19 protein-coding genes are annotated in these 20341 nt (G+C 39.8%); 9 read left to right on the top strand and 10 right to left on the bottom strand.

The genetic code is table 11. The annotated features are described in order from the left end of the window. Positions 1 to 70: 70 nt before the first annotated feature. On the bottom strand, positions 71 to 832 hold the full coding sequence (gene istB / locus DUT71_RS18360; protein WP_113664003.1) for an IS21-like element helper ATPase IstB: 762 nt from the start codon (positions 830 to 832) through the stop codon (positions 71 to 73). Between the two features lie 15 nt (positions 833 to 847). Continuing rightward, the gene (gene istA, locus DUT71_RS18355) at positions 848 to 2389 is read right to left on the bottom strand and encodes an IS21 family transposase (protein WP_240186984.1); all 1542 of its coding nucleotides are present in this window, start codon (positions 2387 to 2389) and stop codon (positions 848 to 850) included. 688 nt (positions 2390 to 3077) lie between these two features. On the opposite strand from istA, the gene DUT71_RS18345 reads away from it, so the two are divergent. Beyond that, positions 3078 to 4529 carry an aminotransferase-like domain-containing protein gene (locus tag DUT71_RS18345; protein WP_113664000.1) on the top strand — a complete coding sequence of 484 codons (1452 nt, stop codon included), beginning with the start codon at positions 3078 to 3080 and terminating at the stop codon, positions 4527 to 4529. 122 nt (positions 4530 to 4651) lie between these two features. Here DUT71_RS18345 and DUT71_RS18340 read toward each other — a convergent pair whose 3' ends face one another. From DUT71_RS18340 to DUT71_RS18305, 8 genes are all read right to left on the bottom strand, one after another. Then, on the bottom strand, positions 4652 to 5485 hold the full coding sequence (locus DUT71_RS18340) for a nucleotidyl transferase AbiEii/AbiGii toxin family protein (RefSeq protein ID WP_113663999.1): 834 nt from the start codon (positions 5483 to 5485) through the stop codon (positions 4652 to 4654). Further along, positions 5466 to 6449 (bottom strand): type IV toxin-antitoxin system AbiEi family antitoxin, encoded by a 984-nt coding sequence (locus DUT71_RS18335; RefSeq protein ID WP_113663998.1) that lies wholly within the window; start codon positions 6447 to 6449, stop codon positions 5466 to 5468. Before DUT71_RS18335 ends, DUT71_RS18340 begins: the two co-directional genes overlap by 20 nt. A gap of 63 nt (positions 6450 to 6512) precedes the next feature. Further along, complete coding sequence (locus DUT71_RS18330) at positions 6513 to 7166, bottom strand: nitroreductase family protein (RefSeq protein ID WP_162796112.1); 654 nt, start codon at positions 7164 to 7166, stop codon at positions 6513 to 6515. A gap of 1 nt (position 7167) precedes the next feature. Next, a complete protein-coding gene (locus DUT71_RS18325; protein ID WP_113663996.1) occupies positions 7168 to 7758 on the bottom strand; it encodes a 7-cyano-7-deazaguanine synthase in 591 nt (196 codons plus the stop codon). After that, positions 7751 to 8965 (bottom strand): PfkB family carbohydrate kinase, encoded by a 1215-nt coding sequence (locus DUT71_RS18320; protein WP_113663995.1) that lies wholly within the window; start codon positions 8963 to 8965, stop codon positions 7751 to 7753. The genes DUT71_RS18325 and DUT71_RS18320 overlap by 8 nt, the downstream gene beginning before the upstream one ends. Next, the gene (locus DUT71_RS18315; protein WP_113663994.1) at positions 8962 to 9285 is read right to left on the bottom strand and encodes a hypothetical protein; all 324 of its coding nucleotides are present in this window, start codon (positions 9283 to 9285) and stop codon (positions 8962 to 8964) included. Before DUT71_RS18315 ends, DUT71_RS18320 begins: the two co-directional genes overlap by 4 nt. 11 nt (positions 9286 to 9296) lie before the next feature. Further along, the gene (locus tag DUT71_RS18310) at positions 9297 to 10115 is read right to left on the bottom strand and encodes an 8-oxoguanine DNA glycosylase (RefSeq protein ID WP_113663993.1); all 819 of its coding nucleotides are present in this window, start codon (positions 10113 to 10115) and stop codon (positions 9297 to 9299) included. A gap of 1 nt (position 10116) precedes the next feature. Next, positions 10117 to 10719: a DUF6088 family protein gene (locus DUT71_RS18305; RefSeq protein ID WP_113663992.1), complete on the bottom strand. Its 603-nt coding sequence runs from the start codon at positions 10717 to 10719 to the stop codon at positions 10117 to 10119. A 626-nt stretch (positions 10720 to 11345) separates the two neighbouring features. Here DUT71_RS18305 and ppnP point away from each other — a divergent pair. The 8 genes from ppnP (at position 11346) to porN (ending at position 20195) form a co-directional block, all read left to right on the top strand. Beyond that, positions 11346 to 11624 (top strand): pyrimidine/purine nucleoside phosphorylase, encoded by a 279-nt coding sequence (gene ppnP / locus DUT71_RS18300; RefSeq protein WP_113663991.1) that lies wholly within the window; start codon positions 11346 to 11348, stop codon positions 11622 to 11624. Between the two features lie 42 nt (positions 11625 to 11666). Continuing rightward, positions 11667 to 13397 carry a ShlB/FhaC/HecB family hemolysin secretion/activation protein gene (locus DUT71_RS18295; RefSeq protein ID WP_113663990.1) on the top strand — a complete coding sequence of 577 codons (1731 nt, stop codon included), beginning with the start codon at positions 11667 to 11669 and terminating at the stop codon, positions 13395 to 13397. A gap of 1 nt (position 13398) precedes the next feature. Further along, positions 13399 to 14361, top strand: a complete 963-nt coding sequence (locus tag DUT71_RS18290; protein WP_113663989.1) for a DUF4271 domain-containing protein — start codon at positions 13399 to 13401, stop codon at positions 14359 to 14361. 15 nt (positions 14362 to 14376) lie between these two features. Further along, positions 14377 to 15147, top strand: coding sequence for a uroporphyrinogen-III synthase (locus tag DUT71_RS18285; RefSeq protein ID WP_113663988.1), 771 nt, complete (start codon positions 14377 to 14379; stop codon positions 15145 to 15147). 353 nt (positions 15148 to 15500) lie between these two features. Next, on the top strand, positions 15501 to 16820 hold the full coding sequence (porK, locus tag DUT71_RS18280) for a T9SS ring complex lipoprotein PorK/GldK (protein WP_113664010.1): 1320 nt from the start codon (positions 15501 to 15503) through the stop codon (positions 16818 to 16820). Positions 16821 to 16872: 52 nt separating this feature from the next. Beyond that, a complete protein-coding gene (porL, locus tag DUT71_RS18275) occupies positions 16873 to 17682 on the top strand; it encodes a type IX secretion system motor protein PorL/GldL (protein ID WP_113663987.1) in 810 nt (269 codons plus the stop codon). Between the two features lie 38 nt (positions 17683 to 17720). Further along, positions 17721 to 19247: a type IX secretion system motor protein PorM/GldM gene (gene porM, locus DUT71_RS18270; RefSeq protein WP_113663986.1), complete on the top strand. Its 1527-nt coding sequence runs from the start codon at positions 17721 to 17723 to the stop codon at positions 19245 to 19247. Between the two features lie 6 nt (positions 19248 to 19253). Continuing rightward, complete coding sequence (porN, locus tag DUT71_RS18265) at positions 19254 to 20195, top strand: type IX secretion system ring subunit PorN/GldN (protein ID WP_113663985.1); 942 nt, start codon at positions 19254 to 19256, stop codon at positions 20193 to 20195. Positions 20196 to 20341 lie beyond the last annotated feature (146 nt).

Here is a 20341-nt window from a genome sequence, read left to right as displayed (position 1 = left end):
AAGTGGCCACTTTGAAGAAAAAAAAGGTGGCCACTTTTGGAATATCCCCCAAGTTAACTGAATATTAAAGCTATTGATAAATACTTTCAAGACTATCGACCTTCTTAGGTCTAACTTTTCTCATGGACTCACCCACGGCCTCAATACGATGAGCATCATGTACAATCCTATCTAGCACAGCATCGGCAATTGTCTTTTCACCAATCATCTCGAACCAAGCACTTACAGGTAGCTGTGAAGTGAAAATCATAGACGTCTTTCCATGAAGATCCTCGACAATCTCCATCAGCATCAACCTGGTTTGACTATCTAATGGATATAAGCCAAAGTCATCTAGGATCAGCAATTCTGCCCGAACGATCTTTGCCATTTCCTTGAAATAGCTATTATCAGCTTTGGCCAGCTTTAACTTAGCGAAAAGCTTTGGTGTACTCCAGTAGGTAACCCGATGTCCCTTAGCGCAGGCCTGATGGCCAATTGCAGAGGCAATGTAGCTCTTGCCAATGCCTGTAGGCCCGGTAATTAATATGTTATCCTGAGTTTCGATAAATGCACATTCTGCTAGTCTAAGGATCTGGTTTCTGTCAATATTACGGTCTTTGTTAAAATTGATTTGTTCTACAGAAGCTTTGTAACGGAATTTTGCACTATCCACCAGTCTATTGATTTTCCGGTTCATACGATCTTCATATTCCGCATCTACAAGCTCTCCAAGCAATTGATCTGGCGTATAGCCCTCTGTACTCCCTTTCTCCAAGTTTGTTTTAAACGCATGGAACATGCCGTAAAGTTTTAATTTTCTGAGCTTATCTAATGTATCTGAATTGTTCATGTAATTGGTTTTTGCTTATTTATAATAATTTTCTCCACGGATATTCTTATGCGATGGCATCTCTAATTCTGTGGCAAATACGTTTTCCCTTTGATTGTCCAAATTGTTCAGGAGTATCGATTCGATGGCCCTAAATATCCTAACGTCGATACCGAAATCCATAGCCCGCCTGCAAGCTCCTGCTAAACGTTCTGCACCATACTTGCGCTCTAGTCCAAGTATAGCCTCACAGCTCTTTGTTTTCTGATCTTCATGACGGCTACTTTCCAGAATGGACTTGATGACCGACAGCACATCTTCATGGATGGCTTCGGCCCTTTCCATAAACGTTTCGGGAGTACGTTCGGCAGAATATCGGTGGGTGCTGGACAGGTGGCTTGTATTTGTGGTATAGGCATGTGGAACCTTGCTCCGTTTATGGAGAGCAATGCGCTCGAATTTCGAAAAGATTTCGACGATTGAATTGGAATAGATAATCTTGACCTTCTTGCTTAGAAATCTTACTGGGACACTGTAATAGTGCTTATCGGTTCCCAACAGTATATGGCTGTCCTTGTTTACCTTCGCATAAAACGACTGTTTGAACTCAAATCGGTCCACGGGCAAAGGCTTAAGCTCATTGCGTTCCATCTCCTCGAACTGCATCCTTCGGCTATAGTTCCTTCCCTTGAGCAATTGGTTATTGTGCATTGCCAGGTATTCCCTAATGGCAACGTTAAGTTCGGAAAGTGAAAAATATTGCTTCTGTCGGAGGGGAACATAGAGTCTAGTGTACATGATACGTACCGCCCCTTCCACCAGCGCTTTGTCCCGTGGTTTGTAGGCTCTTGCCGGAAGTACACAGGTGTCATAGTGCTGGGCAAAATCTTCAAAAGCTTGATTGAGTGTCGGTTCATAACGGTGGCTCCTAATCACTGCAGCTTTCAGGTTGTCCGGCACGATTGCCGATGGCGATCCTCCTATGAAGTGTAGTGTATTTTCACAAGCCGTAATAAAATCCTCCTTTTGCTGGCTGGGCACGGCCTCTACATAGGTCAGCTGACTGGCACCCAAAATCGCGACAAAAACCTCCACAGAAATAATCTCCCCGGTGTGCTTATCCGTATAGCATAGCTTTTCGCCAGCAAAATCCACGAAAAGTTTGTCGCCGACCTTGTGGGTGCGGTGCATCGTTGGATTTACCTTCGCCTTCCAGTCGTTAAAATGCCTGCAAAATTGGGTATACTTATAGCCATCTGGAAACTCCTTCATGTAATCTTCCCAAAGCAAAAATCTGGTTACACCCGTACGTTTCAACTCTTTTTCAACTTTTGGGAAACAGCGCTGCAACGCCTGCATCCTTAAGCTTGCAGTTCTATTCCTTTGGTTGATTTTTCCAAACAGTTCGTCGAGATCTGAATCTGTAAGGGAATCAACCTCTTTAAGAGAAAGACCGCAAGTGTCAAAACTTGCAAGGTATTTTTTTACGGTTGTGCGTGATAGCTCTAGATAACTAGCGATGGTCAGCTTGCCCTTTCCTTGATCATAGAGCCTTAAGATTTGTCTAATTTTATTCATACTTATAGTTGTATTGGCCATTTAAAGAATATGTTTTGGTTACTCCAAATTTTCGTTTTATAAAGGCGAGCTTAAAACAGTTTGGTGTACATTAACGAGCAGATAGAAGTGTTCAGCTTCGAATTGTTAGCAGTGGTCAGCTTCGGACAGGGAGACATGGTCAGTTTACGCATAATACCCATACACAAAATTATACTGCTTTTTTTTGCAGGAGAAAAGGTGTCCTGTCCATCATATTGGAACCACTTAGCCGTACATTGGATTATATTGTCAATAATTGAGGTTCAAAAACATAAAATTAATCCTAATAGACTCGTTCTTGGTTTCTCCCATATTGCGGCCTGTCGGAGATCTTATCGCCTGTGATATTGCTTCTTTTTTAAACATCATATATATTATGTCATTGTGGATGGAGCAAAAATGCCACACAATGAGCTTGTTTATTTAGGGCAGTAGTTCGCTTTCCATCTATGCCACCTATAAAAGGCTGCTATTCAACCAGAAAAAAAGAAAATCGATACTATTTCGATACAATGGAGTAAGATTCTATAAAACAAATCCCCAAATAGAGCCTGCTATGATAGGGCGCTTTCCACCAAGATAAGTAGGCCAGTTTGATGTTTAAGAATTTCTCCCAAAATACCATAAATTCGCAGCGTTTAACCCAATACAGATCTAATAGCAGTTTATGGATGAACATGACTTTTCTTTGTGGGTAATTCCTCCCACAGGTAAAAAACACAGCTCCGCTCATATTGAGGATTTCATGATCAAGGTCATCAAAAGCGGTGCGGTAGTTACTGGAGAAACAGTTCCATCACACAGGGTTATTGCTCGGCTGAATAATGTTAATCGCAATACAACGCTTCGGGCATTTACCAAACTGATTGCCACCGGATGGCTGACACATACCCGTGGCAGCAAAGCCACGGTAGCAGAGACATTGCCCGATAATAGGAAACAAATATTCCGGTCCATCGTACCGGAACTTTTACCAAAACCGTTACAACTAGCGGAGATGGAGACACTGGGAATGGAAAAATCATCGCCTTTGGATTTTATCCAGGTCGGTACAAGCGCTTTCCAAAACCGGCCAGACTATCTCCGCAAAGCCTTCTATGTAAGTTCCCGTAAGAGAATGGAGTTGCAAACCAGGTATTCGTCCGAAAAGTTTACCAAAAATATATTAACTCATTTAAAATTACGGGGCTTTTCGATACACTTGGAACAATTACTTGTCATACGTGGAAGACGCGACTGCCTGAAGTGTATTTTCAAGGCACTGCATACCGAAAATAATATTGTGCTCAATACCGCTCCCTGTGACAAAATGGTCTGTTCAATTATCAAACAGTTCAGTAAAAATTCGATAGGCATAGAAATGGGGACACCTGATTTGCTCGAAAAAATAGAACAGCTACTGGAAAAGACAAAAATCGGCATCCTTTATCTGAGACCAAATGCCTGTTACCCTACTTGTAGGAGTTTGGACGATGCCACCTGCTTAAGATTGGTGGAACTGGCAAAAAAATATCGCTTTTATATCATCGAAGAAGATGACGACCATGAATTTTGGTGGAAAAAACATCCTTTTAAGTCTTTGGTATGCTATGATCATGATGGTTTTGTAATCCACTGTTCGTCACTTAGCCGAACCAGTCCCTATATGCAACATCTCAGAACGGTCATTGCCCCAGGACAGTTGATAGGAACGTTGAGTGCCCTGCCAGATATAAAATATGGTTATCAGGATTATATAGAAGAGAGAAACATTAATCAATTGCTCGATGACAATGGGCTTATCTCTGTTTCAAGACAGGCAAGACTCTCCAAACAAAAGGACATCAAAAAGCTACACCAAATCCTCCAACTACAGCTTGGTGCTTACATAGATTATGAACTGCCAGAAAATGGCACTGCCATATGGATTAGTTTTCCAAAACATCTGGACTTGAAGCGGATCTTTGAACAGCTGAAAAATGAAGGATTTAGATTAAAATTTTGTATTAATCAAAAAAGACAAAACGCTACCATTCAAAGTATGCGTCTAGACATCAGTAATTTTGATGAAGAAGAATGTCGTCGTACTGCCATCAGATTACGAACATTCATAAAATCGGATAAACCTAGACACAAATAAATTAGGCCATGATTTTTATAAGGCAAGATATCCACAAGATTTTATAACATCAATTTGAGCCTCAATTTAACTTGCTTCATTTCCCCATCTTTTCGCTGATAATAATTGTTTCCAATTCATATTTATAATTCTAAAAGGAGCTGAGTAATCAATTTCATTCTTATAATTTGGTTGTCGTTTTTCTCCTGTATGTACATGTTTGTTATTTCTTCATCTGAGAAACCACCTTTTTGCCTAGCAAGTAGTATCAATACTTTATCTCGTAGCTCATCAGATTCTGATAGTATAACTTTAATTTCTCTACCTAACATTTTTGCTGAAGCAATTTTTGGCACAAAATTATCATCGATGAGATCTTCATAAGGGCTCTCAAATATCTTTTCTCCAGCTATTTCGAAATAGTTTTCAAGAATGTAGTAAAAATCACCCATGTCCTTATTCAGCCGATCGGATTTTTCACTAGCAGAAATAAGCTTCATTATGCACAAACCAGGTAATGTACAGATTTTGAACTCTCTATTCTCGGTAGAAATTATTGCGGCATTGTTCAGTACCTGCATATTGCCAAAAACCGATATATCTATTGGTTTTTTGCCATCAAGGTATACAACCCCATCATCCTCGATCCCCCCAAAGGGCAACAGGTCAACAATTGTTTGGTCGGGTGAAAATAGGCGGTAAGGCTCATCACCTTTCACAAAACCTTCATTAACCTCCAAATAATCTTTCAGTTTTTGAAAATCTTCTATATCTCTTATATACAATGAAAAATCGATGTCCCTTGTTGCCCTCCTGGAAGGCAATTCTTCAAGATGGTTCATCCACATATCCCTAGCAAAAGCTCCGATTAAATAGAAGTCAATATTGAATTTGTCAAAAGCTCTTTCCAATGAGTCAAAGGTACTGGCCATTACCCCATTCCTCATCTCTTCAAAGTTAATTTTCAAATAATCCATCGTAAAGCTTTCTTGCGGTTTCTAGATTCCTTGGATCTCCTGTGCTTATAAGGTCACTATATATGAGCATGGTTGGGACCACATTAAGGTCCTTGTCGGGAAATTTCCAAAATTTTTTATAGATAAATAAATTCCCATTTCCAGGTATCAGTTTGTATTTTTTTATCAGGTCAACCTTTTTCTCTGTAGTATAAAGAGTCAATTCAGCAGGTTTTAAGTAACCGGTTAAAATATCTGCTGCTGGTTCTCCTCCCCACTGGTTTTGGAGGCCCAGAGGGAGTTTTGTCCAATCCTTGCCATATTCATTCGCGAATCGGAATTGGCCGAGAAATATTGTTGGTTTTAACTTTTGGTGATACCCCGTTACCCATTCCTCGAGTAGCTTTTCTCTATTGTTTATGACCAGAAGTTTTTCATTGGTCCTTTGTACATACCCTTGTTCTTTGAGGGAATTAATGATTTTGTTGACATTTCCGAGTGCCGTATCATAATCTTCAGCAATCTGTCGATAGGTAGTGTTAAGATATGCGCTGTCATTCAAGAAATGGAATATCAAGATAAGCGCAGTCTTTGTAAAAGTCTTTTCCTTTAATACTGGTCTTAAAGGCTCTGATCTTAAGCCATCGACCATGAAATGCCAGTTGCCCTTTCTGATATAACAATTGCCAGCAGAGTCTGCATAGTTGATGCCCAATTCTCTAAGGCGTTCTTTTATTGTCGGATAAATTATATCCGCTATTACTATCAAATCGCTAAAACTCTCTTTCGTTTCTTGTAAAGCAACAAGTGCTACTGGTTTTATGTCCTTCTTGAATATTGCTGGAAAAAGATGTTGCTCATAGCCATTGCTTAACTGCAACGTTCCGTCTATTTGATTATCCTGGGCATCCTCATACCACCTCGCTTGTAGATTGGTTTTTTGTTCGAGCTCAGACATAACCTGAAATAAAACCTGCTCCTTCATGTTCACTTTTTAATAATGTTCACAAATTTGTGAACACTAATTTAAAGTGAACAAACGTAAATATCAAATATTTCCGATAATAATTCCGCCTGCACTAACAATATCTTCACCGAATAAGGAAGAAATAAAGGGTTCTCCAAGCGTACCCACAGCGCAACTACCCATACCTAACGCCGTACAGGTCAACTGAAAGGTTTGAAGAAGAGCGCCAGCATCTCTCCAAACTAAGCTTTCAAAATTTTGATAGAAAGCTTTGGTTCGCTTTCCATGAGCTAAAAACCACAAAAGGGGCGTGTCTCTATTTGGGAATGCAAGATCAATATGGCATAGGAGACTTTGAATTATTTCTTGTTCAAGTTGAACTTTGTACAAATGATGTTCGAACGGGCTGTAGTATTCAAAAAATGAGTTTTCAGGTCTGTGAACAAGGATGTCTATAGGATGTATGCCTCCAGCCGACGGGCTGGCGCGATGTGACAAAATATAATCATTGGCAACTGAGGCCTGGTAAACTCTTGCAGCAAACCAAAATAAGTAGTCAAGCTGCTTTTCTTTGAGAGGCTTAAGGTTCCTAATAGATTTTCTGTCTTTGATCACCGAAAAAAAATTCAATTCCGGGTCTTGCTCTGGTCTATTAAGTCTTATGCCTACATGATCAAGAGGATATTGGAAAGGCAGAATTAGGTCTTGAATTTCTTTAGGACTTGGATTTTCCATGCTATTCGCCTTTGAGTTCATACATTACCTGCCGATATTTATTACAGCCACGGCAATTCCCACAAGGTGTATTTGATTTATGGCATGAATGCGCCCAGAACAACAGGCTGTCTGGAACAGCCGAAATTTTAACAAGTTCTGCCGAGGTAAGGTCTATGGCAGGACAAGTTACATTTATATTCCCTTCCTGATATGACATCACTTCATTTAGTAAATTATAAAATGTTGAGGTGCCATCCTTATGGAATCCATCAGACTTTACAGAGGCAACCATTAGGTTCTTTACACCTAAGGAAATAGCCCTCATAGCGGCTAAAGTCACCAATAACTGGTTTCTATAAGGCCACCATTCCGTTGATGGGGAAACATCAATAGCATCCGTATTTAGAAGATCTCCGCTACCAACACTGCTACAATCAACATTAATAATCTGATGTTCGATACCTAATGCCTTGCAAATTTCCGAGCTCGCCCTTAATTCGGCAAGCGATGGTGTTTGTCCATAATCCAAGGTAAAAGCAAACTTGGGCCTCTTCCAGTAAGCCAAGGCAATCGAATCAATACCTCCCGACAAAAGTATACCGCTACTCATTTTCAGCTAGCTTCCAAAGGCATTTATATAATGCTGTTGTAAAATCATGTTCAATAATGCAGAAAGTACCAGTAAGCATTGTTAAAGATTCTGGGGTCTCATTTTCTACATAAACAATTACAGGGATTTTCTTTTTAATAGCGTAACCAATCTCAAACAATGTGCCTGAGTCCAATCCATCTACAACAGCAAAAACGATTTTACATTCTTCAAGACCGTCAATATCTGCCTTGGCAACCCCTTGATCAACAGTTCCCTCCCCGACATCGTGCCATGGAGAAAACACCTGCATGCCCAGCCCCAATAAACTTAAATAAGCTTCATTGATTAGCCATTTCTGAGCAAAGTTAAAAAAAGGTCCTGCCAGATAAACTTTCCCTTTTGGATAGTCACTAATCGACAAAGGTTGAATAAATTCTTGCTTGGCAGAGGTCCTAAACCAAAAATTCTTAGAATTACAATAAAGTGCAGTCATAAATGAAGCCTTCTCAGCTGCTTCGTTTGCAGTTAAGTTCATCTCCATCCAATAATAAGCGAATATAGAGGCAAAAACATCGCCAGATCCAATCGGCCAAACTGAGTTTGTTTTGTAAACCGGAATTATTTCAGAGGAACCATCAGAAAGAAATACCTTAGCACCCTTTGGCCCCATCTTCAATACGAGTATTGCGGCTTTTTCTATGTTGAAAAAGAAATCAACTATACTTTTTTCATCGGTAGCATTTGCAACCAAACTTGCTTCACGATGATTCACGACCACAGCAAGCTCTTTAGCCGTTGAACCGGTCAAATTAAAAGCAATCGGCTTGACAGGTGACTGTGGATCATAAACAACTTTATCGCCATGTAAAATCGCATTTCCTTCTAACATACCATAGTATAGCACATTTTTTGCATCTAAACAAATAGGACCTGCCTGCTTGATCAAATCTGGTCTGGGAATAATTACTGGAGGTCGTAGGGGATGGTCATAGTGAAATTCAATTGACTGGGCGCTTGAATAAGGATTGACAACCATATTGAGTGTCGATCCGGCTACTTTAAGGTTGAATTCTTCATCGCTTGGCACAAAGGTATGGAAGTCAAGTTCCACATTTAAATCCAAGTTCCTTATTGCATGGCATGCTCTCAATCCTGAGCCAAATTTTTCGGAAAAATGAGGATGTAGGCACCGCTCAATATAAAATCCCCCAACTACAGAAATCATCTAGCCGCACAATAAACAGTGATTTGGCAATCACCTCCGTTTATACTAAATACTTTTGCCTGATACTCCGTTCCTGCAGAAATACAATTGATCAATTGTGTTGGGTTGGAGGTAAGTATTGCGCCAGCAACCCTACCATCCATTGTAATCGCCTGTATAGGTCCGGTTGCATTTAAAAGCTTTACATATAAAACATCGCCTGCATGAATATCAACGAGGACATCAGGGTCAGGGGATGCTAATTGGGTTCGGATAATCAAATCCTCACAACTAATTGATTTAGAGCTCACTCCAAATGAGGTGCCAGAACTTCCAGACATTTTCGATAGCGTTAAGTTAACGTTGATAAAATACTTAGTGCTAATTTATTATTATTTTTCATATAACTCCAAATAATCGCGTCCATATCTGATGGTCTGACCTCCAACAGGTTACAGAAGTTTAAATAATTGGCCTCTAGATGGTAGTACTGAGTAGTGACATTTAGGTGTTTGTCAAAAAAACCTGTGATCATTCCTGCACGCAAAATATGTATGTCCAAGATTGCCACCCGCTCGCTTCTTAACCAGTTTCTTGTAATCCATGAGGCCGTTTTTGGGCCAATACCTTTCAGTCCCATTAGCCATTCCCTCAGCCGAAGATCGTCGTTATCGGGTATCTCATCGAGATCTTCTCGATTTAAAAAATCATGAATATACACTGATTTCTGATGTGCAAAGCGATAATTAACCAATTTATTCTGGTTATTTATAAAAGGTTCCTTCATCGCAACTAAAATGGAATCAAAAGTTATTTGTTTTTGGATCAACCCTCTTTGCCTTAAGCGTTCGAAGGCCATCGTGCCCATTTCAGAAGGAATTCCATACCCTCCCAATATACATTGGATAATTTCTTCAATAAGGTTACCGCCAATTTGATGAGCAGTCTGTTCATCTGAAAAAGTATTCATAACATATTGAAGTTTCCAGAATGCAGGTGTATACAGTTGGTAGCAGACGCCCCATTTCAATCCAGGTAGCAGCTCTGTATCTTGATCGGGAAAGCTATCTATGGTTGGCTTCAAACCTTGCCATAACGAAGTTTCATCTACTTCGATAGCTTTAGGTTCAGATTGAAATAGAACTTGTTGATGATGATTTACTTGCCTCATATCAGTTTATATTTATTAGTAGTTTAAACAATTGGTTGTATATCCATGCCGGAGCTTTTGAAATATCTGACACTAGTACTTTTTGATCTATCCCTTGGAGTTTCTGTTTCACTTTTGATAAGATCTCGGCACTAATATTATTCTTGCCGAGAAATTCAAGAGATTGGATTGTTAATCCTACAAGAGGATTTTCTGCGCTCAGTTTTCTAGGAGTGGTAGATTTAAATATGAGCAGCTTGCCATGTATCGTTAGTCGTTTGGGTTCACCATCGGTAACAAATGTTATGACCTCTGGTCTTTGATTCTCAAGTCCGAGAAGAAATAAAGCATAGTTTTCAGACGGACAGATCTTTACATTTTCCTTTTTAGCGATTATCAAGGCAACTTGATGCATGTCCATTTCTTTATTTTGATTTTTTCCGCCCTTGATAGACCTCAAGTAAACACCGTGACAAAGCCTTACAATTTGCCCCTCTTTACAAATTCTAGACAGACTCATCTTTATTGCGCTGTCAGTTCCAAGACCTCGAAAATCCGTAGGCAAAAGGATCTGCCCTCCTTTAGCTTTATCAACATATTGAATAATCTGTTTGTGAAACGACATATTATGTTACAAAAATATCTAAAAAGGTAACAAAATGAAATTAATTTTTCATTATTATTTTTAAAAACACTTAAGCGAAAAAATCGCCCTCTGCCAATCGGCAAAGGGTAAAATGACCTAGGCAGGAATTACAATATCCGCTTCGTTTTCGGCTAAATTGCCCACGAATTTTTCGTTCGCAATTGGCAAATGCTTTGATAACCGAAGGGTTTTGGAGACAAAAATATTTGGTAATCGTTTATGGTATTTATTATTTCTTTAAAAAGAAAAATTTTTTTTCAACTATATGTAAAGTTGAATATTAGAATAGTGAATGCTATGATATGAAAATCATCGAAAAATTATATACTTATATTCATTAGATGATTTGAAACTTTTATTATAGTCAACCGATTTACCACAATAGTATGGTGTTGTATCTCATTTACTTAATAACTAGTGTTACTTATTTGTTACCTGATAAGGTTAATTGACTGATAATCTGTGCTTAATTCAATTCCGGCCATTTTTGCAAAGGTAGGTTAATTTGAAATTACGCAGTTATGACGCAGCATTAATTTTTGGTTTTTATGAATTTTAAACACTTTAGTAACTTATTATTATATTGATGTTGCTATTTTAGCGATATGATTACTGTAAATGAATATTTTGATGGAGCCGTAAAATCGCTAGCTTTTGAAAACAATGGAAAATCTACCGTAGGTGTGATCGATAGCGGCGAATATGAATTTGGAACCTCTACACATGAGACCATGTTGGTGGTGGCAGGGGCAATGGACGTGCTGCTTCCCGGCGAAAGCCAGTGGAACACTTTTAGCGCCGGACAACATTTTGAAGTGCCGGCCAATACTTATTTTAAAGTAAAAGCCGTAGCGCAAGTGGCCTATCTGTGCAGATACAAATAGAAAACCTTTAACAAAGCCGGTCGCTTTTATGAATTTGAACGTATGAGATGCTTTTTGGTGTGGCTTTTGGTTTGTTTCGGATTAAGCTCATGGGCGCAAAATAGCTACAAATTAACGGTATCTTTGCCTGATACAGCTAAATATCTCACAAGAAAGATCGCTTATCAAAAAGAAGTACCCGATAGTTTGCTGGTGTACAAAGAGGCCGAAAAAGTACTCTCACAGCTGCAGTTTAAAGGCTATTTATTGGCCGAAATTACCGCTTTAGGTTTTAAGGGAAAAGAAGCTTCCGTAGTGATTGGGCTTAACCAACCTTATAAATGGGTAAGCCTTTCCGCCGGAAACTTATCGCCCGCCGCCAAGCAAGCTGCGGGTTTTCGGGAACGTAATTACGAAAACGTAATTTTTAATGCCGATAGGCTGAACCAGCTTTTTGAAGCGCTTTTGATATATTACGAAAATAACGGCTATCCCTTTGCCAGCATTAGTTTAGAGGAGATCGTCATTTCCGATAACGCCGTTTCAGCAAGCATTCATGCAAAGCCCCAGCAGCGCATTTTTTTTGATACCATAGAGGTGGTGGGAAGTGGCCAAATTGCACAAAAATACATCCAGTCGTACCTCAATATTAAAGCCGGCGCCCCCTATATAGAAAAAACGGCAAAATCTATCGAAAACCGTTTACGTGAATTGCCCTTCCTTACCGTGGTAAAGCCTACCGAGATCAAATTCATGGGAGAAAAAGCCAAGGTGAGTATATACGTGAATAAAAAGGACGCCAACCAGTTTGATGGCGTAATAGGCCTGCAACAAAATGGAACAACGGGTAAAACGCAATTGGTAGGCAATTTGCGGTTGCACTTGCAAAATGCTTTTAAAAGAGGCGAGCAGCTTAACTTTAATTATCAGGGGCTTTCGCAGCGCAGTCAGTTGTTAGATGTAAAAGTAGTGGCGCCGCATGTGCTCAATACCGATTTTGGCCTAAGCCCAAGCCTATATCTTTACAAACAAGACTCTGCATTTTTAAATGTAGATACCAAGCTCGGATTTAATTACCTGATGAAAGGCAACAATACCTTCCAATTTTTCATAGAGAACAAATCAACCAGGCTTTCTTCGGTAGAGGCCTATAAAAATGCAACGACACTGCCCCCAACACTCGATGCCAATACGATTTTTTACGGGTTGGGCCTAAGTTTGGAAAACCTCAACTATCGCTATAACCCCCAAAAAGGCTACAGTTTGGTTTTGGATGTTGCCGTAGGTAGTAGAAAAATTAAGCGGAATGCTGCCATTCCAGAGCATCTCTACCAAAACATACAGATGAATACCACTTCATACCGTTGGTTCAGCCAAATTAACTATTACCTGCCCTTGGCCAAACAGCTTGTTTTTGCCTTGGCCAATCAAACCGGCGTCATCAGTAGTAAATACCTGCTGGAAAACGAAGTATTCAGGCTGGGCGGGCAACGAAGCTTAAGAGGTTTTAATGAGCTTTCAGTGCTGGCAACGCAATACACCTACGGTAATGCAGAACTTCGATATTTATTGGAACAGAACTCTTTTCTTTTTGCCTTTTATAACCAGGGATATTTGAAATATAAGGCCGCACAGCAAAATTACACTGATTTTCCAATGGGTTTTGGAGCGGGCGTAAACTTTGAAACCAATTTGGGTATACTTTCCATCAGTTACGCATTAGGCAAACAAAGAAATAATCCTTTAAATTTGCGAAACGGAAAAGTGCACTTTGGTGTTACTGCGCTATTTTAATATGTTAAAAAGAAGCTTTTTGTTTTTTCTCCTGATTGCCCTGGAAACGGTTTTTAGCCATGCGCAGGTACCTGTGCAGGCAGATACCACAAAAAGCCTGCGGCCATTGTCAGATCGTTTGCTCGTAGATACCACAAGCGTGAAGTCTGTAGACACCCTAACGCCAAAGATCTTAAAAATAAGAGATTCGCTCACCAATGCCCAATGGCTGGATAGCTTGAGCCGTGGATACGGTTTTGACGTGTTTTCGTTGCGAAAAGTAATTGCCCAAGCAAATAATCCACATGAAAAAGTAGCTTATCAGCATGGCGAATTGCTGCCCAAAGGCGACGTATGGGTTTTGGGGATCATTGGATTTTTACTGGTGCTATTTGCCATTTTGAAAAATGCTTTTGGCAAGCAGCTCAGCTCGGTTGTACAATCATTTTACAGCAATAGGGCATTAACCAATTTGAACAAGGAAGACAATCTGGTCACTTCCTGGTCCTTTTTGTTGCTATTTATCCAATTTGGTTTTACCATTGGGATGTTTTTTTACCTGGCGGCGCAGTATCAAAATCTGCCTGCGGCCAATCAGGGGGGCTTCAGTTTTTTTGTAAGTATCTCTATTGGAGTGATCTTCCTTTATTTGCTTAAAATCGTATGTTTAAGGTTTGTAGGTTTTGTTTTTGACGTGCAGCGGCCACTTCACCAATATATTTCTATATTATATTTAAGTTATTTTAATACCTCTTTATTGTTTATCCCTATCATCATTGCTTTTGCCCTTTCTGCCAAAAAATACGGCGCAAACTACATTGTTTTAGGTATTTCGGCTTTGGTGCTCATCTTTGTTTTTCAGTTTATAAGGGCGGCAATAAATATTTTATCGCAATATAGGTTTCCTAAATTGTATTTATTTTTGTATTTTTGCACCCTCGAAATTTGCCCTATATTGATATTAATCAAGGCAGTAGGTATATAAGTGCTAATTAGGAAAATGCAAGAAAATAAAGACGAAAGACTACGCAAGGTAAAAAGTATATTGGTAACCCTGCCTAAGCCAGAAACTGAAAAATCGCCATATTTTGATTTAGCAAAGAAGTATAATCTGAAAATAGATTTCCGCTCTTTCATTCATGTAGAAGGTGTTCCCGCAAAAGATTTCAGAAAAGAAAAGGTCAATTTGGCCGATTATACCGCGGTGGTTTTTACCAGCAGGAATGCGGTTGATCATTTCTTCAGGATCTGTGAAGAGATGCGTTTCGAAGTTTCGGTAAACCTGAAATACTTCTGTATTTCTGAATCAACGGCCCTTTATCTGCAAAAATATATCCAGTACAGAAAACGTAAGATTTTCTTTGGAAAGCAAACTGCGGCTGATTTGGCCGAAGTGCTGAAGAAGCATGCCAGCGAAAAGTTCCTATATCCATGTTCAGATGTGGCTACAGAAGATACCATGAACTTCCTTCAGAAAAACGGCTATGATGTAACGCCTGCGGTACTTTTTAGAACGGTGGTAAGTGACCTTTCTGACTTGGCCGATGTGTTTTATGATATCTTGGCTTTCTTCAGTCCGTCCAGCATTCAATCGTTGTATATAAATTTCCCCAATTTTCTACAGAACAATACTAGGATTGCAACTTTTGGCTTAAATACTCAAAAAGCCGTGGCCGATAAAGGTTTGATTGTGGATATTGCGGCCCCAAATCCTGAAGCACCATCCATGATCATGGCCTTGGAAAACTACATCAAAAAATCTAACAAATAATTGCTTCAAATACCTAATTATAGGTATTGGCACGCAGGTGGTTATCGTTTATTTTTGCAAAATAAATACGCCTAGTAAAGCGATAACGTAATAAAGCGATAAAAATAGCGTTAACTTCTACTGGTTGTCGGCTAGGTGCCTCAAAAATGTGCCTAACTGATGGCTTTTGGAGGGTTTTGCGGATAAAAATGCGCCTTAAAAAGAGCGCTAATTGCCCGCGGAAACTTGTAGTTTTGAAATAAACATAATGTTAATAAAATGTTTCGATACAAAAAGTGTGGATTTTTTTGTGCGAATAGTTGTTAATCTCAATGTTAATTGATAAAATTGCTATAAAATTGCTTAGACAACATATGAAGAAATTATACTTTCTTGCGGTTACCGTGCTTTCTTTATTGCTTTCTAGTTGCGGAAAGGGCGGTAATGGGGAATTGGTAGGAGCTTATAACAGGAAATTTAAAAATAATGCAATCCCTTTGGGGATGGTTTATATACCTGGCGGTAGGAACCTTTTGGGCATGACCGATGAGGACATTACTTTTTACCAAGGCAAACAAAGTAAAATGGTTTCCATGAGCCCTTTCTACATGGACCAAACCGAAATTACTAATGCCGAATATCGACAGTTTGTGAACTGGGTGCGTGACTCTATCGCCATCACCAAGGGTAATATCGACGATTATTTTATCAAGCCAAAAGGCGGTGCAGCTGCGGGGCCCTCTACTTTTAAAACCATTGATTGGAAAAAGGTGGGAAATGGCTCTAATCTTTGGAGAAACAAAAAAACAGATGTACAGAACAAGCTAAAAGCCATGTATATCAATGATAACCTCTCTAGCTTTACCAATGGAAAGAACGATAAGGATATCGATATCAAGCTTTTGCGCTATGCCTATGTAGAGAAAAATATGGATATGGCATTGGAAAATGCCGCTTCTCCTAACAGACAGCGTATTGATGACTACGATATTTATACCGATAATCCAACTCCTGGAAAAATCAACGAACATCCATCGGTAATGGTTTATCCGGATACCTTGGTGTGGAGAAAAGATTACACCTATGAGTATAATGATCCAATGGTGGAGGCTTATTTCAACCATCCTTCATACGACAAATATCCGGTGGTTGGTGTTACCTGGGACCAAGCAAGAGCTTTTAGCAACTGGCGTACCCAATTTTACGAAAATGTAGCGCGGCAACGTAAACTGCCTGTAAACTCAAGATTGAAATACGATTTGCCCACAGAGGCAGAGTTTGAATATGCCGCTAGAGGAGGTAGGACCCAAACGAAATATCCTTGGGGCGGTCCTTATATCATGAATGCTAAAGGCTGCTTGCAAGCTAACTTTAAAGTGGGCAGAGGTAACTATGTGGATGATGGCGCTTTATACACGGTTGAGGCCAAAGCTTATCTGCCAAACGACTATGGTTTGTATAACATGTCGGGCAACGTGGCAGAATGGACCTTGAACTCCTACAACAGTTCATTGCCCGAAGATAAAAACCCCATTTTTAGAAAAGGTAAACGTAAAGTAGTTAAAGGTGGTTCATGGAAAGATATCGGATTTTTCCTTCAAAATTCCGTGGCCCAACACGAATACCAAAATATTCCTAGGTCATACATCGGTTTCAGGTGTGTGTCCCACTTCCCGGGAAACAGCTTAATGTAATAACAGAAATCAAAATAAAAACCACAAACTAAAAAATTAACTATTAAGAATTATGGCAGGAAAATATGCTACTAATGAGGCGAAATTACACTTGGCAACGTCAATCGGTGCTTCTATTGTAATTGTTGGTGCGTTATTTAAAATCCTTCACTTGGGAGGTATTTGGGGAAGTATCATGATTGGTGTGGGACTGGGAGTGGAGGCGCTTCTGTTCCTGCTAGGTGGTTTGTTCCCTCCCCATCCGGATGTAGAGTGGGATAAAGTTTATCCGCAATTGCGTAAAGATGGTAAACCAACCCCAGCTGATGCAATTCCACAAGTTGCTGCGGTAGGAGGAGCTTCTACTACGGGCGCTTTAGATAAATTGGTGAATGAAAAAATTGGTCCAGAGTTGATCGAAAGCCTTGGAAACGGGCTACGTACTTTTGGCGATCGAGTAGCTAACATTTCAAGCGTAGCAGATGCTTCATTGGCCACTACGGAATTTACTTCGAAAGTGAAAGATGCCAGCAACAGCCTAGGGAATATGAACACTGCTTTTGGCAAGGCTACCGAACAATTAGCTGAGCTTGGTGCCAGCAATGCGGATTCAAAAGCTTACCATGAGCAAGTGAACAATTTGGCCAAAAACCTTTCGGCATTAAATGCAGTGTATGAACTAGAATTGCAAGATTCAAGCGCACATTTAAAATCAATGAATAAATTCTACCAAAACCTAGCTTTAACCATGGATAACTTTAGCGATTCTATGGAAGATTCTAAACAGTTTAAGGAAGAAGTAGGTAAACTTGCCAAAAATCTATCGTCGTTAAATGCCATTTACGGCAACATGTTAACGGCAATGAATCAACCTCGTGCTTAATTGGTCTTATTATATAACTTTTAAATATTTGATATAATATGGCAGGAGGTAAGGAAACGGCAAGGCAGAAGATGATTGGTATCATGTACTTGGTACTATTAGCAATGCTTGCCCTAAACGTTTCTGATTTGGTATTGAAAGCTTTCAAGAACATCAACGATAGCTTAAATACTTCAAAAGAGAACGTTGGAAACAACATCACCCAACTTTTAAGAAATTACGAGAGTACAAAAGCCAAAGAAAGTGGCGATAACTTGCTTAAATTAAACAGAGCCAAAGAAGCACAAAAGATTGCAGAAGATCTCATCAAGCACATTGATGGACTTCAAACAAAAATTGCAGCAGAAGGGCTTGATGAAAACGGCGAGTTGGTACAAAAAAACAACCTTGATATTGGTCAAAATATCATGGGTAGTGATACCGAAAACAAAGAAGGTAAAAAACTACAAGCTAAAATTAACGAAACTGGTAAAAAATTGGCTTCCTTGCTGCAAGCTGATGAAGGCAAGCCTACTTTTATGTTGCAAGCGCTTGATCCGGTAAAACCTAAAGCTGGTGAACCCAAAACCTGGACGGGCAATAATTTTGGTGAAGGCGTGCCATTGGCTGCGTTCAGAACAATATTGACGATGCTGCAAAATGATGCCAAAAACATGGAGGCAGATATCATCAACAAAATTTTAGCCGACAAGCCTATTGTTGTACTTGATCAGTTTGAAGCAGTTGCTGTTGCGCCTTCTTCTTATGTAATTCAGGGCCAGCCTTACAAGGCCGAAATTTATTTAACCGCCAGTGACTCTAAATCTAGCCCAGATGTTAGCGTAAATGGCAACAAGGTGCCTACCGAAAACGGGAAAGGCGTTTATACTGGTGGTACAGGCAGCGTAGGTACTTTCACCTGGAAAGGCACCATCAGAGTTAAGGAAAGAAACGGCAATATCAAAACTTATGAAACCAAACCACAAACCTATCAGGTAGCGGCCCCTTCGGCAACGGTTTCATCAGATAAGCTGAATGTGATTTATGCGGGTATCCCAAATCCATTCACCATTTCGGCAGCAGGTTTCCCCAATATTAACGCCAACCTTGTTGGTGGCGGCTCCTTAACCGGGGGCAACGGAAAATATATGGTAAACGTACCTGGCTCATTGGTAGGCAAAGAGGTTTCTATTACCGTGACCGGAAATAATGCCGGTAAAACAGTAAACCTGGGCGCACCCAAGTTTAGGGTTAAAGCCATCCCTGCCCCAGTGGCTAAAGTTGGCGGATACGGTGGTGGCGATATCGCTTCGGTACAATTGAAAAGCGAATCCGAAATCGAAGCTGATTTGGATGATTTCCCTTTTGATGTGAAATTTAAGATTTTGCGCTTCGAGCTTACCGTAATTAAACCTCGTGCTGATGCGATTACCATTTCAGGACAAGGTGGTAACTTTACTGGAGCGATAAGAAGTGCAATCAATGCCGTATCACCTGGAACAAGGGTTATTTTTGATCAAATTGTTTCCCAAGGTCCTGATGGTAGACAAAAAGTTTTGCCCGCATTGGTATTTAATGTAAAATAATTGAAAATGAAAAAGATTGCGTTGTCGTTGGTATTTATAGCGGTAATTTCAGTTACAGGGTTTGCCCAAAAAGCGAATACCAATAAGAAAGGTAACACAAAAACTCCACCGGCTAAGGTACAGGAGGCTCCTAAAACAGAAGTTCCGAAGGTAGATACCACCAAAACGGTAGTAAAAAAGAAAAAGCCGAAAATAAAGCCGAAAGATGGCTATGCCATGGAAAAGGAGTTGAGGGATACCGCATCTGAAAAGGCATTTTTGGCCGTAATCAAGGATGAAGATGTGGTGCTTACCAAACGTGTTTGGAGAGATATCGATTTGCGTGATACCATTAACGGTGTGCTTAATTTCCCCAAATCAAGGCTAATAGACGTATTGCTTACCCATGTAAGAAATGAGGAACTTACGGCTTATAATCCAAAAAATCCTACCACTTTAGACGACGTAGACGGATTTGATTTTCCATTAGATACCGCAGAAGCAATTAAAATGGCAAATGGTGTGGTCAATGTAACCAATAACAAAACGGGAACCGTTACACAAGTGCCGGGGGAGTTTAATCCTGCTTTGTTCTTGAAATATAGAATTAAGGAAGATTGGGTTTTTGATGGTAAAAGAGGTGTTTTCGAGCCTCGCATCATTGCTTTGGCCCCTTTGAAACTTAACGACCAAACCAAAGAATGGCAGCCCGTATTTTGGATTGCTTACGAGGAAGCCAGAGATATTTTAGCCACCAAGAGACTTTTCAATGCTTTAAATGATTCTTCGCCGTTAAGCATGGACGATTTCTTTATACACCGTTTGTTTTCCAGCCATATCGTTAAGGAAACCAACTCTGGTGATTATAAGGTAAAAGACTTGATCACTGATCCTAGGCTTCGTTTATTAGAAAGTGAACGTATCAAGAAGAAGATGGCTGATATGGAGCAAGGTCTTTGGGAATATTAATCCTGCCTTGTTTGAAAATACAAAAAGTCCCGGTGTTTATTCATCGGGACTTTTTTGTTATCTATCTTTAAGCATCACGTCATTGCGAGGTACGAAGCAATCTCACAACGATTACATTATGCTTTAAGATTGCTTCGTGCCTCGCA

It is taken from the genome of Pedobacter nanyangensis, from assembly GCF_003313505.1.
Classification (GTDB): Bacteria; Bacteroidota; Bacteroidia; order Sphingobacteriales; family Sphingobacteriaceae; genus Pedobacter; species Pedobacter nanyangensis.
The sequence above is the reverse complement of the archived record's forward strand: the minus strand, read 5'-3'. Positions and strand labels throughout refer to the sequence as shown.